The sequence below is a fragment of the Pseudomonas sp. BF-RE-21 genome (assembly GCF_019947305.1).
In the GTDB taxonomy this organism is placed as follows: Bacteria; Pseudomonadota; Gammaproteobacteria; order Pseudomonadales; family Pseudomonadaceae; genus Aquipseudomonas; species Aquipseudomonas migulae.
In genome coordinates, this window is sequence record NZ_JAGYGF010000002.1 from 130068 (window position 1) to 146645 (window position 16578).

The 16578-nt window shown below is 60.5% G+C and carries 19 protein-coding genes; 12 read left to right on the forward strand and 7 right to left on the reverse strand.

Annotated elements, in window-relative coordinates:
* Positions 1-34 precede the first annotated feature (34 nt).
* Positions 35-517 carry an acyl-CoA thioesterase gene (locus KGB25_RS02180; RefSeq protein ID WP_008027457.1) on the forward strand — a complete coding sequence of 161 codons (483 nt, stop codon included), beginning with the start codon at positions 35-37 and terminating at the stop codon, positions 515-517.
* Positions 518-609: 92 nt separating this feature from the next.
* Here the strand turns inward: KGB25_RS02180 and pdxY are convergent, their stop codons facing one another.
* Positions 610-1482 carry a pyridoxal kinase PdxY gene (gene pdxY / locus KGB25_RS02185; RefSeq protein WP_008041336.1) on the reverse strand — a complete coding sequence of 291 codons (873 nt, stop codon included), beginning with the start codon at positions 1480-1482 and terminating at the stop codon, positions 610-612.
* A gap of 120 nt (positions 1483-1602) precedes the next feature.
* On the opposite strand from pdxY, the gene KGB25_RS02190 reads away from it, so the two are divergent.
* Positions 1603-2016 carry a DUF3301 domain-containing protein gene (locus tag KGB25_RS02190; protein WP_008027461.1) on the forward strand — a complete coding sequence of 138 codons (414 nt, stop codon included), beginning with the start codon at positions 1603-1605 and terminating at the stop codon, positions 2014-2016.
* Here KGB25_RS02190 and KGB25_RS02195 read toward each other — a convergent pair.
* Positions 2013-2978: a CobW family GTP-binding protein gene (locus KGB25_RS02195; RefSeq protein ID WP_223434123.1), complete on the reverse strand. Its 966-nt coding sequence runs from the start codon at positions 2976-2978 to the stop codon at positions 2013-2015. The two genes, KGB25_RS02190 and KGB25_RS02195, sit on opposite strands and share 4 nt — an antisense overlap.
* 27 nt (positions 2979-3005) lie before the next feature.
* Between KGB25_RS02195 and KGB25_RS02200 the strand changes: the two genes are divergently transcribed.
* Positions 3006-3362: a hypothetical protein gene (locus KGB25_RS02200; RefSeq protein ID WP_008027465.1), complete on the forward strand. Its 357-nt coding sequence runs from the start codon at positions 3006-3008 to the stop codon at positions 3360-3362.
* Positions 3363-3366: 4 nt separating this feature from the next.
* Here KGB25_RS02200 and KGB25_RS02205 read toward each other — a convergent pair whose 3' ends face one another.
* A complete protein-coding gene (locus KGB25_RS02205) occupies positions 3367-4017 on the reverse strand; it encodes a DUF1826 domain-containing protein (RefSeq protein ID WP_223434124.1) in 651 nt (216 codons plus the stop codon).
* On the reverse strand, positions 4017-5225 hold the full coding sequence (gene zigA / locus KGB25_RS02210) for a zinc metallochaperone GTPase ZigA (protein WP_223434125.1): 1209 nt from the start codon (positions 5223-5225) through the stop codon (positions 4017-4019). Before zigA ends, KGB25_RS02205 begins: the two co-directional genes overlap by 1 nt.
* Positions 5226-5369: 144 nt before the next feature.
* Between zigA and KGB25_RS02215 the strand changes: the two genes are divergently transcribed.
* The gene (locus KGB25_RS02215) at positions 5370-5747 is read left to right on the forward strand and encodes a glutamine synthetase (protein ID WP_192228165.1); all 378 of its coding nucleotides are present in this window, start codon (positions 5370-5372) and stop codon (positions 5745-5747) included.
* Here KGB25_RS02215 and KGB25_RS02220 read toward each other — a convergent pair.
* The gene (locus KGB25_RS02220) at positions 5744-6940 is read right to left on the reverse strand and encodes an N-acetylmuramoyl-L-alanine amidase (RefSeq protein ID WP_223434126.1); all 1197 of its coding nucleotides are present in this window, start codon (positions 6938-6940) and stop codon (positions 5744-5746) included. The two genes, KGB25_RS02215 and KGB25_RS02220, sit on opposite strands and share 4 nt — an antisense overlap.
* Positions 6941-7025: 85 nt before the next feature.
* Here KGB25_RS02220 and folE2 point away from each other — a divergent pair, with 85 nt between their 5' ends.
* Genes folE2 through KGB25_RS02255 form a run of 7 tightly spaced genes read left to right on the forward strand, consistent with a single transcriptional unit; the run spans position 7026 to position 13165 of the window.
* A complete protein-coding gene (gene folE2, locus KGB25_RS02225; RefSeq protein ID WP_223434127.1) occupies positions 7026-7922 on the forward strand; it encodes a GTP cyclohydrolase FolE2 in 897 nt (298 codons plus the stop codon).
* The gene (locus tag KGB25_RS02230; protein WP_223434128.1) at positions 7919-8587 is read left to right on the forward strand and encodes a metal ABC transporter ATP-binding protein; all 669 of its coding nucleotides are present in this window, start codon (positions 7919-7921) and stop codon (positions 8585-8587) included. Before folE2 ends, KGB25_RS02230 begins: the two co-directional genes overlap by 4 nt.
* Positions 8587-9453: a metal ABC transporter permease gene (locus KGB25_RS02235; protein WP_008041350.1), complete on the forward strand. Its 867-nt coding sequence runs from the start codon at positions 8587-8589 to the stop codon at positions 9451-9453. The genes KGB25_RS02230 and KGB25_RS02235 overlap by 1 nt, the downstream gene beginning before the upstream one ends.
* Positions 9454-9464: 11 nt before the next feature.
* A complete protein-coding gene (locus tag KGB25_RS02240) occupies positions 9465-10340 on the forward strand; it encodes a metal ABC transporter substrate-binding protein (protein WP_223434129.1) in 876 nt (291 codons plus the stop codon).
* Entirely contained in the window at positions 10337-10897 is a 561-nt protein-coding gene (locus KGB25_RS02245) for a DapH/DapD/GlmU-related protein (protein WP_223434130.1), read from the forward strand. The genes KGB25_RS02240 and KGB25_RS02245 overlap by 4 nt, the downstream gene beginning before the upstream one ends.
* A 2-nt stretch (positions 10898-10899) precedes the next feature.
* On the forward strand, positions 10900-12237 hold the full coding sequence (locus tag KGB25_RS02250; RefSeq protein WP_223434131.1) for a dihydroorotase: 1338 nt from the start codon (positions 10900-10902) through the stop codon (positions 12235-12237).
* Positions 12238-12259: 22 nt separating this feature from the next.
* Complete coding sequence (locus KGB25_RS02255) at positions 12260-13165, forward strand: His/Gly/Thr/Pro-type tRNA ligase C-terminal domain-containing protein (protein ID WP_223434132.1); 906 nt, start codon at positions 12260-12262, stop codon at positions 13163-13165.
* 79 nt (positions 13166-13244) lie between these two features.
* Here the strand turns inward: KGB25_RS02255 and KGB25_RS02260 are convergent, their stop codons facing one another.
* Positions 13245-13766 (reverse strand): DUF3617 domain-containing protein, encoded by a 522-nt coding sequence (locus tag KGB25_RS02260; RefSeq protein WP_008041357.1) that lies wholly within the window; start codon positions 13764-13766, stop codon positions 13245-13247.
* Between the two features lie 132 nt (positions 13767-13898).
* Here KGB25_RS02260 and cls point away from each other — a divergent pair, with 132 nt between their 5' ends.
* Positions 13899-15338: a cardiolipin synthase gene (cls, locus tag KGB25_RS02265; protein ID WP_223434133.1), complete on the forward strand. Its 1440-nt coding sequence runs from the start codon at positions 13899-13901 to the stop codon at positions 15336-15338.
* On the opposite strand, the gene cfaB is transcribed toward cls, so the two are convergent.
* A complete protein-coding gene (gene cfaB, locus KGB25_RS02270; RefSeq protein WP_008041360.1) occupies positions 15335-16519 on the reverse strand; it encodes a C17 cyclopropane fatty acid synthase CfaB in 1185 nt (394 codons plus the stop codon). The two genes, cls and cfaB, sit on opposite strands and share 4 nt — an antisense overlap.
* Positions 16520-16578: the final 59 nt, after the last annotated feature.

Below are 16578 nucleotides of genomic sequence, written 5' to 3' on the forward strand. Positions count from 1 at the left end.
TCCTCCGAAACCTGCCTTGAACCGTGAGAACGTTATGGAACCCGGAAACGCCCAGCTGTCGATGACGGTACTGATGACTCCCGACATGGCCAACTTCTCTGGCAATGTCCACGGCGGCACCTTGCTCAAGTACCTGGACGAAGTGGCCTACGCCTGCGCCAGCCGCTATGCCGGCCGCTACGTGGTGACCCTGTCGGTGGATCAGGTGATTTTTCGCGAGCCGATCCATGTCGGCGAACTGGTGACCTTCCTGGCGTCGGTCAACTACACCGGCAACACCTCCATGGAGGTCGGCATCAAGGTGGTGACCGAAAACATCCGCGAGCGCTCGGTGCGCCACACCAACAGCTGCTTCTTCACCATGGTTGCGGTGGATGACGACCGCAAACCGGCCGCCGTACCGCCGCTGCAACCGCAGAACAGCGAAGACAAACGCCGCTACATGCAGGCCCAGCAGCGTCGGCAGATTCGTCAGGAGCTGGAAAAGCGGTATCAGGAGATCAAGGGCGACGCCTGATACGTTTGACCGTTAAATCGCATTCGCGGGCAAGCCTCGCTCCTACAGTTTGTATGCGATCCCTGTAGGAGCGAGGCTTGCCCGCGAAGCTTTTAAAGGCTGATCGCGGTGGCTTCAAACCGCACGCGCGGATGCGCAATCCGGTCCTGCGCCCGCACCAGCTCCAACTCGTAACTGGCGCACGCCTGGGTCTCCAGCAGCACTTCATGCACCGCCGACGCAGCAAATTCGAACGCCGCCACCAGGCTGTCGCCCAGCAGTACACGCGCCAGAAACAGGCCGGATGTCAGGTCGCCAACGCCCACCGGCTGACGCGGAAACGCCAGCATTGGACGTCGCAGGTGCCAGCTGCCTTCGCTTGTCACCAGCAACATCTCGAACACATCCTCCGGTTTGCCGGGATAGGCCAGATGCTTGACCAGCACCGCCTGCGGACCGCGTGCCAGCAACGCTTTCGCCATGGCCAGGCAATCGAACAGCGACTGCGGCTTGCGGCCCGAGAAGCTGTCCAGCTCAAGTTGGTTCGGGCACATGAAGTCCGCCATGGCTGCCGCTTCCTCCAGCAGAAAATCGCTGACTTCAGCCGGCACGCTGCACCCCTTCTCTGGATGGCCCATCACCGGGTCGCACAGATACAGTGCCTTGGGATTCATCGACTTGATCCGCGCCACGCCCGTCAGGATCGCCCGGCCCTGGGCGGCACTGCCGAGGTAACCGGACAACACCGCATCGCAATTGCCCAGCTCGCCAATTGCTGCGATGCCTTCGACCAATTCGGGAATCTGCTGCGGTGCCAGCACGTCGCCCGCCCATTGCCCGTATTGGGTGTGGTTGGAGAACTGCACGGTATTGAGCGGCCAGACATTCACCCCGACCCGCTGCATCGGGAAAACCGCGGCGCTGTTGCCAGCGTGGCCGAACACCACGTGGGACTGAATGGCGAGCAGATGGGGCGTACGTTTCATGCGGTGAGTTTTCCGTAAACCGATTGAAATTCAAGCCGCGCAGTATGCGACTAAACGCAGCCTGTACGACAGGCCGGCGACGCAGTTAAGCTGACACTATCTAGTTGGAGCACCCTGTTGATGCTGACCCTCGGAAATATCTTCGTGTTGATGCTGCTCGCCACTGGCGGCGCGTGGCTGTGGCACAACCATGGCTTGCGCGAGCGTGCGCTGGAGCGGGTCAAGCTGCACTGCGTCAAGCTCGGCATCGAGTTGCTGGACGGCAACGTGGCGCTGAAAAAAATCGCCTTCATCAAGGATGCCAACGGGCGGCGACGCCTGGCCCGCGTGTATAACTTCGAATTCACGGTGACCGGTGAAACCCGCCACAACGGCACCATCACCCAGTTCGGCGCCCACAGCGCGCAGATCGAACTGGCGCCCTACCCGATGCCGTTCGACGACACGCCTCCGGTGGTCGACGTGGCGAAGCCTCGCGCTGAAGTGATTGAGCTTAGTCAGTGGCGGCAAGAACACACAAAATGGCGTCCTTAATTCAACCGACAGTCGGCCAGTGCGCTCTGCAATGAATCAACCTGCTGCGGCTCGCTGAAGATCAGCTCGATCCGCGAATCCCGGCGCCATTCACTGGGCTGCCACGCCAATTGCGAGTTATCCAGGGCATTCGCTGAAACCCAGCCGTCGCTGCTGTGGATAACCAGCTTCGCCCGCCGCCAGGCAAGGCTTTCAAGCCATCGGCCAACGCGCGCGGAATCGAATGTCTGGCTCGGATGCCAGCGCCAGCCAATGCTCCAGCCCCCCTCCTGCTCCTGACTCAAGCAAATCGGCACCTCGGGATCGGTCCAGACGGTCGGCATCTGCGCCATTCCTTTGGGTTGGATGAAGTTATCCACACCCGCCACAGCCTTCGCCTCCAGGCCGGGCAACTCGCTCAATGGCAACCGCGCCTGTTGCGTCCAGTACACGCGACGCGCCGGCAACTGCGCAACGATTCGCTGACGATCGCTCGTGTCGAGGTTTTCCGACTTGTTCAGCAGCAACAACCCGGCGCTGCCCAACGCCTCCTGCTGCGTCACAGGCAGCGGTTTGCCGGCCGCCAGCGCTTGGGCATCCAGCACCAGCACGCTGGGCTGGACGGCCAGCACACCCAACCACGGCGCCTCTTGCAGTTGCCTGAGCAACTGCGCCGGATGGCCCAGCCCGGACGGCTCGATAAACAACCGATCCGGCCGCGCCTTGCGCAGCAAACGTCCGAGGCCGATCTGAAACGGCGCACCATTGACGCAACACAAACAGCCCCCGGCCACTTCGCCCAGTGCGATACCATCGGCGTCCCGGGTCAGCAACGCAGCGTCGAGGCCGATCTGGCCGAACTCGTTGATCAACACCGCCCAGCGCTCGTTCGCCGGCCGCTGCGCCAACAGATGCTTGATCAAACTGGTCTTGCCTGCGCCCAAGGGGCCGGCAATGACGTGCGTGGGAATGTTCTGCAACATGGTCGGTGTTTTCTGAGGAGGTAAAGGATGCGGTTGATTGGCTGGACGTTGCTTCTGGCGCTGGTTTGCGGCGAGGCGCTGGCCCAGGCTTGCGTAGTACATAGCACGGCTGAGCGCCTCGACGTGAAAGTCTGCCAGCAGAACCGCAACATCCCGGAAAAGCTCTTCGCCGACGGGTTCTGCCAGCCCAACCTTGCAGGCCAGAAAGTCGATGTGCAATACGTCGACCAATGCCCCGGCGGCGCATTCGGTGTGTGCAGCAACGCCCAAGTCGCCAATATGCCTTACCGACAGGATATTCACTATTACGGCGTGGCCACCGACGCGGCGTATCTGAAGCCGTTTTGCGAAGGCCAGAGCCAGGGCAACTGGCTCAAGCCTTGATTCGCTAACCCAACCAGTCGAGGGTCAGGATCAAGCGGCGCTCGCCCGGCGCGGGTTGCGGCGAGCGGTGGATCAGGCCAAAGCCTTCGTTGCCGTGCCATTTCTCGCCCTTGAGTAAAGCCACGTAACCGCTGCCGATGTGCTGGATCAGCGAATCATCCGTGGGTTCGGCTTCGGGCTTGCTCAATTGGCGGCGATCCATTGCCCCTTCCTTCAGCCATTCGCTGCCGATTCCGGCGTACGTGGTGATCAAGCGCACGGGCACATGATCGACGTGAAAACGCGGGCACATGGCTTTGTCCAGAACCCGTAGACGCACGCCGATACGCTTGGCGCCCAACAGACAGGCGAATGCGCTGACCAACCAAGAAACATCGGTGATGAAGCCTTCGTAGCCTTCAAGATCGTTGAAGCCCGAGGCCAGTCCCTGCAGATTGGGCTCGGTGTCGTCAGCGGGCATTTCCAAAACCAGCGACTCGGCCAATGGCTCGTTCAGGGACAGCAACAAACGGCCGAAATCGGCGATGTGCACCGGGAGTCGGCGCTGCCAAATGGCGAGGTTCACGCCGTCGTCCAGAATTCGCGCGAGGGCTTGCGGCGTCTCACCCTGAACCTGGCAAATGACCGGTCGTAACTTCAAGGTCGGCGCCAGCATCACGCGGCGTCCTCTTCATGCCAGGGGCCGAACGGATCGGGCAACAATCGCCAGCCCTCGACGCCGGACGCCATTTCTTCATCACTCAGCAGGCAGTCGTCGAGTTCCGCAGTGAGTAAGTTGAAGTCGATGTTCTGGCCAATGAACACCAGTTCCTGCCGGCAATCGCCAGTGGCGGCGGTCCAGTTTTCCATGATCCCGGCGGTGCTTTCTTCGTCCTGCGGCCATTGGGTTTTCGGCACGAAACGCCACCAGCGGCCGGCAAAACCATGGCGCATCAAACCGCCCGCCTGAGACCAACTGCCCGCGTCCATGGGTTTGCTCGCGAGCCAGAAAAAACCTTTCGAGCGCAGCAATTTGCCATTTACCCACGGACGGTCGATGAAGCTGAAAAAGCGCTGTGGATGAAACGGCCTGCGTGCTCGATACGCCGTGGAAGCGATGCCGTATTCCTCGGTTTCCGGCACGTGCTCACCGCGAAGTTCCTGCAACCAGCCTGGCGCCTGCGCCGCTTTTTCAAAGTCGAAACGACCGGTGTTGAGGATCTTTTTCAGCGGGATTTCGCCCATGACCATCGGGATGATTTCGGCTTGCGAGTTCAATCGTTCGAGGATCGCGATCAGCTCCTGACGCTCGCGGCTGCTGATCAAATCGATCTTGCTGATCAGGATCACGTCGGCGAATTCGATCTGCTCGATCAATAGGTCGGTGATCGAGCGCTCGTCCTCTTCGCCAAGGGTTTCGCCACGAGAGGCGAGGCTTTCGGCGGCCTGATAATCGAGCAAAAAGTTCATGCCATCGACCACAGTGACCATTGTGTCGAGACGTGCGATGTCGGCCAGGCTTTGCCCTTCTTCGTCGCGGAAAGTGAAGGTTTCCGCCACGGGAAGGGGTTCGGAAATGCCGGTGGATTCGATCAGCAAGTAATCGAAGCGGCCGTCCCTGGCGAGTTGGCTGACTTCTTCGAGCAGGTCTTCGCGCAAGGTGCAGCAGATGCAGCCGTTGCTCATTTCCACGAGTTTTTCTTCGGCGCGGTTCAGGGTGACATCACGCTGAACTTCGCTGCCATCGATGTTGATTTCGCTCATGTCGTTGACGATCACGGCGACTCGCAGGTTGTCGCGGTTACGCAGCACGTAGTTGAGCAGCGTGCTTTTGCCGGCGCCGAGAAAGCCCGACAAAACGGTCACGGGGAGACGATTGGGCATCAGGTAGTCCTCACAGGAGATGCCCGGTCGCAGTGTCGGGCTTAATTCAATGTTATAGTATAACAATGCAATTAAACTACTCCCCTCTTGCCGGCAGTGACAAAGGGCAGGATGCTGGAGCCCGTTCGCCCCGAGAGAAACCCCATGCGCACTGCCTTGAAATTAACGCTGATTAGCGTTTCGTTGCTGGTCGCCGTAGACGCTTGGGCGCAAATCCCGAGCCTGGCCAGCTGCACCCGCAGCGCCAACCTGCTGGCCTGCGTGGATGCCGACGGCAACGCTTACAGCGTCAACACCGCCGGCAGCACGATCTACTTGCGAGGCTTCGAACGGGCGGGCAAGCGCTATTGGGCGCAAACCAACAGTCGCTACGGGCAACTGACATTCTTCACAGGGATCGCTTCCGACGGCGAAGCCTGGGTGGGCTACAACCGTCGGGTTGGCTGGACCACCATCAACCGGTTTTCCAGCTCAGGTGGCAGCAGTGCCAGGTTCACTTGCAGCCGGATCACCGGTTGCTAGGCCTGCGCTTTTTGCTGTTCTTGTTGCCAGGCGATGTAACTGTTGACCGGCGGATTCTTCTGGAAGTAGCGCTGTAATCCTTCGAACAATCCGTCAGCCACGGCCTGCTGATGCCGCGCCGTGACCAGCCGCTGACTGTCGCGAGCGTTGGAAATGAAGCCGGTTTCCACCAGGATCGACGGCACATCCGGCGATTTCAGCACGGCAAATCCTGCCTGCTCCACGCGCTTCTGATGCAACGTGGTGATGCCCGCCAGACTGCCGAGCACGGTGCTGCCCAACTGCAAACTCGCGGCGAGGGTGGCGTTCATCGACATGTCGAGAATCACCCCGGCCAGCATCGGGTCCTTGTCCTTGAGATTGAGCAGGCTGGTGGCGCCCAGCAGGTCCGCGCCGTTCTCTCGCTGCGCCATGAAGCGCGCCGTGGCCGACGTCGCTCCGCCCTCAGACAAGCAATACACCGACGCGCCAGAAGCCGTGAGACGCGGCGCCGCATCGGCATGCACCGAGATGAACATATCGGCGTTGTGTTTGCGGGCGATCTCCACGCGCTTGCGCAGCGGGACGAAGAAGTCGTCGTTGCGCACCAGTTTCACGTCGAAGCCCTTCTCCCGTTTCAGCCGTTTGGCCAGCAGCTGAGCGATGGACAGCACCACGTCTTTCTCACGTTCACCTTTGGCACCGACCGCGCCCGGGTCTTTGCCGCCATGACCGGGGTCGACCACCACGATGATGTCCCGTTTCGGGTGAGCCTTGTCGATGGCTGTCACGGGCGCGGCGGCTATTTGCAAGGGTGCCGCTGTCTTCAGGTCGAGCACCAGCCGATGACCCTGCCCGTCCTGCGGCGGCAACAAAAAGCTGTTGAGCTGCACCGGGCCGCTGAGGTCGAGAACGATCCGCGTATCGCCCTGACCAAAGTGCCCGGAGCGGATCGAGCGAATCACCGTGTTGCCAAGCACCAGCTGGCTGAAGTCGCCACTGAGGTCGGCGCCACTGAGGTCAATGATCAGCCGCTCAGGCGCGCTCAGTGAAAAGGTTTTGTACTGCACCGGCCCGCTCAGATCGAACACCAGGCGCAGCTTGTCATCCGAGCGCCAGAGCCGCGCGTTGCGAATTTGCGTGGCGCCAACACCGAAGGGCAATGCGAAGGCCGCGCTGGCCAGGATCAAGTTGAGCAAGTGACGTCTGTGCATGGTGAAAGCCGCTCGTGAAAAAGGCGTAGTCGATTTTAATGTAATAACATAACATGTCGAACCGACTTCCACGATGGACCTGCTCATGAATGCGCTGACTCTGCCGGATATCGCCGCGCAGGCCTCACGCCAAGCCCTGCCACTTGAATGGGTGGGCATGTGCGGCATTGCTCTTCCAGTTTTGTTCGATGGCCAACGATTGAGCGCGAAGGCCGATGCGGGCGTGAGCCTCGACGATGGAGAAGCGCGCGGCATTCATATGTCGCGGCTGTACCTGGCGCTGGAAATGCTCGAACAGGAACGGCTGACACCCGCCCTGTTGCGGCGTGTCTTGCAGCGATTTCTTGATACCCATGAAGGTCTATCCCACAGCGCTTACCTGAACATTCACGCAGATTTGCTGCTCAAACGGCCAGCGCTGATCAGTCCATTGTCCGGTTGGAAATCCTATCCAGTCAGCATCAATGCGCGTTTGAAAAACGCGATGTTCCACGTGGAACTAAACATCGACATCCCCTATTCCTCAACTTGCCCCTGTTCAGCTGCACTGGCGCGGCAGTTGATTCAGCAGCAATTCGTCGACGACTTTGCCAACCAGCCACTGCAACACGCCGATGTTTTGGCTTGGCTCGGCACCACAAAAGGCGTCGTTGCCACGCCTCACAGCCAACGCAGCAATGCGCAGCTGAGGCTGCGTCTCGATGATTATCTCGATGACCTGCCACTGATTGCACTGATTAACGACGCCGAAGCCGCCCTCGGCACCGCCGTGCAAACCGCGGTAAAGCGCGCGGACGAACAAGCCTTCGCGCTGGCCAATGGTCAAAACCTGATGTTCTGCGAAGACGCCGTTCGCCGTTTGAATCTGGCGTTGAAGCGCTCGCCCGGCATCAATGCCTTCCACTTGAAAGTCGTCCACGCCGAGAGCCTGCACGCCCACGACGCCGTCGCCGAAAGCCGATGGAATTGGGAGGCCGCATGATTCGCTGCGAGGCGTTGCGCTGGGGTGCACCGGGCCAACCGCTCACGCCGCCGGTAGATTTCGAACTGAACCAAGGCAGCCTGACCGCCGTGATCGGCGCCAACGGCTCAGGCAAAAGCAGCCTGCTGAAAGTCATCGCCGGCCTGCAAAAACCACTGACCGGCAAAGTGATCCTGGATGTTCCACGCAAAGGCTCACTCTCGTTCCTCCCCCAGCAACAGCACCTCGACCGGCAATTCCCGATCAGTCTGCAAGAGTTGGTCGCCGCGGGTTTCTGGGGCACCAAGCAATCCCCCGAAGTCCGAAGCCAACGCCTTAAAGCCGCACTGGAAAACTGGTGCCTGACCGGTCTGGAGCAGCGCCCATTGATGGCCCTCTCCGGCGGCGAATTGCAGCGCGCCCTGCTCGCCCGATTGAGCCTCGCCGAAGCGCCCTTGCTGTTGCTCGATGAACCTCATGCTGCCCTCGACGAACTCGGTCAATCACTGCTGTGGAGAAACATCCACGCCTGGCACGCCGAAGGTCGAACCCTGGTGGTCGTGTGTCATGACCTCGCCGCCGTGCGCCAACACATTCCTCAAACGCTGCTGATCAAAAGCAGCGGCTGCGTCCTCGGCTCCAGCACCGAGCTTATCCGCCAACAACCACAGACGCAGGTGGCCTGATGCTCGCCGCTGCCCATCTTTGGCAACCGTTCCACGAGTTCGTGTTCATGCGCCGGGCACTGCTCGGTGGATTGGTGTTGGCCTGCAGCACGGCACCGCTCGGGGTGTTTCTGATTCTGCGACGCATGAGTCTGATCGGCGACGCGGTCGCTCACGGCATTCTGCCCGGCGCCGCGCTCGGCTTCTGGTTCGCCGGGCTGAGCTTGCCGGCATTGACCTTCGGCGGCCTCGGTGCGGGCTTGAGCATGGCCGGGCTCGCGGCATGGATCACCCGCCGCACAGGTCTGAGAGAAGACGCGAGCCTCGCCGCAATCTACCCAATCTCCCTCGCCAGCGGCGTGCTGATCCTCGGCATCGCCGGTAAACGCCTGGACCTGCTGCACCTGCTTTTTGGCTCGGCGTTGGCGGTCGACGGTCCGACGTTGACCGGCATGTTGTGGGTCTCAGGGCTCAGCCTTATCGCCATGGCGCTCATCTACAAACCGTTGTTGCTGGACACCCTCGACCCACTGTTTCTGCAAACCGTCAGCCGTCTTGGTCCGCTGGCACACGGCGTATTCCTGACATTGGTGGTGCTGAATCTGGTGATCGGATTTCAAGCCATTGGTGCGTTGATGGTCGTCGGTCTGATGATGTTGCCCGCCGCCGCGTCGCGTTTCTGGAGCCGACGCTTGCCCGTGTTGATGGCCATCGCCGGGCTGCTCGGCTGCCTCTCGGTGTGGCTCGGCTTGTTGCTGTCGTTCTACTACTCGCTGCCCAGCGGCCCCGCGATCGTGCTGGTGGCTGGCGGCGGGTATTTGCTGTCCGTGGTGTTCGGACCGGTGCACGGCTTGCTGCGCCGCCCGCCCTTGCTCACATCCCAATGAGGTGTTTCCCGATGCGCGCTTTACTCGTGCTGTTCAGTTTGATGCTGTCGATGTCGTTGTCTGCGGCGGAAAAACTGCAGGTGGTCACCAGCTTCAGCATCCTCGCCGACATGACCCATCAGGTCGGTGGCGAGCACATCCAGATCACCAACATGGTTGGCCCCGACGCCGATGCTCACACCTATGAGCCGACCCCGGATGATGCCAAGGCATTGCTCAAGGCCAGACTCATCATCAAAAACGGCTTGGGTTTCGAGCCGTGGCTGGACCGCCTGGTGACAAGCACCGAGACCAAAACCCCGGTCATCAGCGCGAGCCACGGCGTCATCCCACGCTCGCTGGATGAAGATGGCGAGACCGTCCCCGACCCTCACGCCTGGCACAACCTGGCGAACACCGAGCTGTACATCAGCAACATCACCAAGGCGCTGATCGCCGCCGACCCGGCGAACAAAGCCGACTATGTACGCAACAGCCAGGCCTACCTGAAACAGATCTACGCGCTGCTCGCCGAAGCCAAAGCCAAGCTCGGTTCGCTGCCACCGGGCAACCGCAAGATCGTCACGTCCCACGACGCATTCGGTTATCTCGGTCAGGCCTACGGCATCGACTTCATGGCGCCGCAAGGTCTGTCCACCGAGCGCGAACCTTCCGCCGCCGAAGTCGCTGCGCTGATCACCCAGATTCGCCAGGCCAAGGTCAAAGCGGTGTTCATGGAGAACATCAAGGATGCCCGCCTGCTCAAGCAGATTGCCGATGAAAGCGGTGCGCACATCGGCGGCACGCTGTACTCCGATGCGCTCGCCGCCAGCGGTCCGGCGAGCACCTTTACCGGGTTGTTCGAGTACAACCTCAACACCTTGTACGAGGCGTTGAGCAAGCCATGATCCGCAAGAATCCCTCAGGTGATTTGCCGCTGATTGCGGAGTCCGCCTACGTCGATAAGACCGCGATCATCTGCGGCAAAGTGGTGATCGGCGAGAACGTTTTCGTCGGCCCCTACGCGGTGATTCGCGCGGACGAAGTCGACGCCTCGGGCGAGATGGAGCCGATCACCATCGGCGCCAACTCGAACATCCAGGACGGCGTGGTGATCCACTCCAAGTCCGGTGCGGCGGTGACGATCGGCGAGTTCAGCTCGATCGCCCACCGCTCCATCGTTCATGGACCGTGCTCCGTGGGCGACCGGGTGTTCATCGGGTTCAACAGCGTGCTGTTCAACTGCGCCGTCGGTGATGGCAGCGTGGTGCGGCACAACTCGGTGGTCGACGGTCGCGACTTGCCTGCCGACTTCTACGTGCCCTCCACCACCCGCATCGGGCCCAAGACTGACCTGTCGCAATTCCCGCCGGTGAGCGTCAGCGCCTCGGAGTTTTCCGAAGACGTGGCGCGCACCAACGTCGATCTGGTGCGTGGCTACAAAGCCCTGCAAAACGAGTTCTGACCATGAACAACGTGCTGATTCGCAATGCCCGGCTGGTGAATGAAGGACGTGAGTTTGACGGTGATCTGTTGGTCGGCCATGGTCGCATCATCAAGATCGCGAGCAGCATCGAAGGGGAAAATGCTGCCGTCGAAATCGATGCTGACGGCCAGTGGTTGATGCCTGGAATGATCGATGATCAGGTGCACTTCCGCGATCCCGGTTCGCCCGACAAGGGCAGTTTCTACACCGAATCGCGAGCAGCGGTGGCCGGCGGCATCACCAGTTTCATGGACATGCCCAACACGAATCCGGCGACCCTGACGCTGGCAGCATTGGCCGATAAGAAGCGCCGCGCAGCGATCAATTCGGTGGCCAACTACGGCTTTCACTTCGGCGTGAGCAACGACAATCTCGACACCATCGCCGCGCTCAATCCTTGCGAAGTGGCCGGCGTAAAAGTGTTCATGGGCGCGTCCACGGGCAATATGCTGGTAGATGATCCCAAGGTTCTGGAGCGGCTATTCGCTGAAGTGCCGACCATTCTGTTGGCCCACTGCGAACACACGCCCAGCATCGACGCCAATGCGGTGAACCTGCTAGCGCTGTTCGGCGAGCATATTCCCGCCGCAGCCCATCCGCTGATCCGCAATGCCGAGGCCTGCTTCCGTTCGTCCTCGATGGCCGTGGATCTGGCCAAGCGGCATGGCACCCGGCTTCACGTGTTGCACCTGACCACCGCCCGCGAACTGGCGTTGTTCGAAGACAAGCCACTGACACAAAAACGCATTACCGCCGAAGTCTGTCTGCACCACCTGTTCTTCGACGATCGCGACTACGCAGCGCTCGGCAACTTGATCAAATGCAACCCGGCGATCAAGACCCAGGCCGACCGAGACACCTTGCGCCGAGCCTTGATGAGTGATCGACTGGACGTCATCGGCAGCGACCACGCGCCTCACACCTGGGACGAGAAGCAACGTCCCTACTGCCAGGCACCGTCCGGCTTGCCATTGGTGCAACACGCCCTGCCCGCCCTGCTGGAGTTGGTGGCGGATGACGTTCTACCGATCACCACCCTTGTGGCCAAGACCAGTCACCGTGTCGCCGATCTGTTTGCGATTCCCGACCGAGGCTATTTGCGCGAAGGGTATTGGGCCGACCTGGTGTTGATCAAACCCGAACCTGGTGGCGTTGCCGTCTCCCAACAGCCGATCCTGTCTCAATGCGGCTGGACGCCCTTCGCGCAACGGCGCTTTCGCCACAGCGTTAGCACTACGTTGGTATCGGGGCAAATGGCGTGGCACGACAAATGTCTTAATGACAGCTGCCAGGGTTTACCGCTACGGTTTACACGCTAGTGCAGCACTCGAGAGCACCGACATGATCCACATCACTCTGAGCGATGGTTCATTGCGTGAATACGACCAACCGTTGTCGGTGTACGAGTTCGCCGCGAGCATTGGTCCCGGGCTTGCCAAAGCAGCCGTCGCCGGCCGGGTGGACGGCGTATTGGTGGACTGTCAGTTCTTGATCGAAGCCGATGCCCGGGTCAGCATCGTCACGCCCCAAGAGCCCGATGGCCTGGAGATATTGCGCCGCTCCTGCGCATTGATGCTGGCGATGGCCGTGAAACAGCTCTATCCAAAAGCGCAATTGCAGACCGGATCGGCGCTGGGTGACGGGTTCTATTATGAGTTTGCCTTTGAACGACCGTTAAACCTGGACGACCTTGCGGGCATCGAAGCGCGCATGAAGACCCTGGCGGCGACCAATCATTCGATCCGCCGGCGCGAGCCGTCACCGCGTTCCAAGTACATGGAAAAACTTGCGACCTACCTGCTCGGGGACTTCGAATGTGTGTCGATGGGCCCGCATGCTCCGGCAACCAGAGTGTTGCAGGCATTCGCGCTCGATCACATCAGCGGCCTTTCGCCACAGCGGATCTATGGCACGTGCTGGTCTTGCCAGGAGGAACTGGACGACTGGCGGGCACCGCCGCACGTGATGGTCGTGAGCATGGATGATCGCCAAACGGATTACGCACAGTGGGTGACCGAGGCCTTGCGCCGAAGCGGCGTACGCGCCCGTGCGGACCTGCGCAACGAGAAGGTCCGCCACAAGATTCGCGAACACAGCCAGCAAGTGCCGTATCTGGTGGTGATTGGGGAGAAAGAAAAAGAAGGCGGGTTTGTCAGCGTGCGCAGTCGCACCGGAGAGGATTTTGGCCGGATGGCCATTGAGGCGGTGTGTGATTGGCTGAGATCAACGGGGATTGCGGGTGTCTGAAATGACGCCTTCGCGGGCAAGCCTCGCTCCTACAGGATTCACACCGTCCCCGTAGGAGCGAGGCTTGCCCGCGAAGCTTTTAAGCCCTTGGCTTCACTGTCCCGCAATCCTGCCCCAACCACACCGCGCGAGTATCAAGGCTACCTTTCTGCTGAATGCCGGTAGCGTTGAACGTGCCATTCACCTTAGTGGTGAACTCACGATCACTGAGGAATGTGGCCACACCCGCACCCTGCGCTTTCGGGCAACTGAAGCGGAATTTCCACTGGTTACCGGTGCGCTCGGTGATTTCCTGCTTGCAGCCCGATTGCGGATCCGTCAGCGGAATGTTGTCGGTCTTCACTTGCTCCGGCGTCAGGCAAGCCCGGATCCCCTTGCCGCCCATGGTGATGCCCTGCTTCTCCAGCTGCGCACGCTGTTCAGGCGTCATCTGGCTCTGTATCTGACCGAGGATCAGTTGCAGATCCGGCATGTTCTGGTCATCGACCTTCATGTTGCTCGAGGTCAATTCCCACAAACCCGGCTGCAGCATCTGCGCCTGAGCGGCCACCGGAAGTGCTAAACCTAAAGCTACGGCCAAACCCAGCAGACGAACGTTCATTGAGTAACTCCTGATCGATAGTGGCCGTTAGACGTCAGCCACGAGCTTCGGTTCATGGGCCAATTAAATAGCGACATTCTGCACGGAACATGGTCTGTTAAGCACTGAATCTTCAGGAGCAAGGCTGCCCCCATGGATTACTTTGGACCGCACATTTTCGGTTACCTGATCGCCCTGCTGCACTCGTTAGGCATGATCGCCGCCATTCATGCCGTGTTGACCGTTCGGACCGCTCAGGGCTCGATCGCCTGGGCCTTGTCGCTGCTGTTCATTCCCTACTTCACGCTCATTCCCTATCTGGTCTTCGGCCGCAGCACCTTCGATGGCTACATCAAGGCACGGCGACAGGCCAACGAAGAAATGCGCAAGGCCATCTCCGATCTGAACTGGCGCCCGTGGGTCGAAGAAGCACTGACCGCCCGCGCTTCCAACGCCTACGCATCTTTAAGGGCGATGCCAAAACTGGGCCGCATGCCCTGCCTGGCGAACAACGAAGTCAGCCTGCTGATCAACGGCCACGCCACATTCGAGGCGATCTTCGAGGCCATCAGTCAGGCGAAGGAAGCCGTGCTGATCCAGTTTTTCATCATCCACGACGACCGTCTGGGCCAACGCCTGCAAACCTTGTTGCTGAAAAAAGCCGCCGAAGGCGTCGCCGTTTATTTACTGTACGACCGCATCGGCAGCCACTCCCTGCCCCACAGTTATGTGCAGCCGTTGCGCGATGCCGGGGTCGAGGTCAAAGCCTTCGCGACGCGTAGCGGCTGGCTCAATCGCTTTCAGGTCAACTTCCGCAACCATCGCAAGATCATCGTGGTGGACGGCGTGTTGGGCTTCGTTGGCGGGCATAACGTAGGCGACGAATACATGGGCGAGAAACCACCCCTCGCCCCTTGGCGCGATACCCACGTGCGGGTGCGCGGGCCGGTGGTGGCGTGCATGCAGGAGTCCTTCGCCGAAGACTGGTTTTGGGCAGCGCGCTCCTTGCCGCCGTTAATACTGCCGGACGTGTATCCGGACAACGGTGTGCTCTGCCAATTGCTTGCCAGCGGACCGGCAGATTCCTACGAAACCTGTTCGTTATTCTTCGTCGAAGCCATTCACGCGGCGACCGAGCGGGTGTGGATTACCAGCCCCTACTTCATCCCCGATGAAGCGGTGTTTGCCGCCTTGAGGCTGGCGGTTCTGCGCGGCGTGGATGTGCGATTGCTGCTTCCTTCACGACCGGATCACCGCATCGTCTACGCCGCCTCCAGCCTGTATGCCTTCGAAGCCGTGCGCGCCGGTGTGCGGGTATTTCGCTACCAGCCCGGTTTCCTGCATCAGAAAGTGGTGTTGATCGACAGCGAAATCAGCGCCATCGGCAGCGCCAATATGGACAACCGCTCGTTCCGGCTGAATTTTGAAGTGATGTTGCTGACTGTCGACAGAGTGTTTGCCGGCGAGGTGGAACAGATGCTCAACGACGACTTCGACCAGGCGCATGAAGTCGCCAAAGAAGAAAGCCGGGAGACCCACCGCCTGCAACAGGTCGGCATGCGGATCGCCCGGCTAATTTCACCGATACTTTAAGGGTTGTAGATGTCGTCGCGGGTCCAGGGCAGTTCATGGCTGCCATCGGGGTGGGCTTTCACTGCGAGGATCTGGTGCAGGTTGATCCAGCCCCGGGCGAACGCATAAGCGCATCCCGCCAGGTACAGCCGCCAGATTCGCAAGGCCTGCTCCGGCACTTGCCGGGCGGCCGCTTCCAGGTTGTCCTCCAGGCGTTCGCTCCAATGGTCCAGGGTGCGCGCGTAGTGCAGGCGCAAACTCTCAACATCGACGATCTCCAGCCCCGCTTCGCTGATCTCGGCAGAGATCATCGACAGGTGCGGCAGCTCGCCGTTGGGGAACACGTACTTCTCGATAAAATCACCCGCGCCGCGTCCCACTGGCCGGCCATCGGTGTGCTTGGCGGTGATGCCGTGGTTCATCACCAGGCCGCCCTCTTTCACCGCGCCGAACAGGGTTTTGCAGTACTCGGCCAGGTTCTCATGGCCCACATGCTCGAACATGCCAACGCTGACCACTTTATCGAAGCGCCCGTCCTGAGGCAGATCGCGGTAGTCCAGCAGTTGCAGCTCGACCAGATCGTCGAGGCCTTCCTCCTTCACCCGCTCGCGGGCCAGGGCCAGTTGCGCTTTGCTCAGTGTGATCCCGAATACCTTCGCGCCAAACTCCCGCGCCGCATAGCGCGCCAAACCGCCCCAGCCACAACCTACATCCAGCAGATACTCGCCAGGTTGCAGGCGTAGTTTGCGACACAGGTGGCGGAACTTGGCTTGCTGGGCCTGCTCAAGCGTTTCGCTGCCGGTCTCGAAATAGGCGCAGGAATACGCCATGTCACTGTCGAGCCACAGCTGATAAAACGCGTTGGACAGGTCGTAGTGATAGGAAATCGCCTTGGCGTCGGTTTCCTTGTCGTGGGCGGTGCGAACAGGCTGACTGTCGATGTCGCCCAGCAAGGCCTGACTCCATTCATCAACGACGCGGATCACCTCGCTGATGGAGCCTTCCAGCTCAAGTTTGCCCTCGACGAATGCCGCTCCGAGCGCATCGAGGCTGGGATGAGTCAACTGGGTAACCATTTGTGGGTCCTTGACCACAATCGTGACGCTGGGCGTCGGCCCCAGATTAAATTCATGGCCGTCCCAGAGTCGCAGGCGTAGCGGTAACTGCAGATTCTGTAAGGCCGGTGGAAGTTGCGCGAGCATGGAATATCCCCCTTGTTTCAGACGTCTGATGTGAGGGTAGACCATCCTTGAAAAATAGC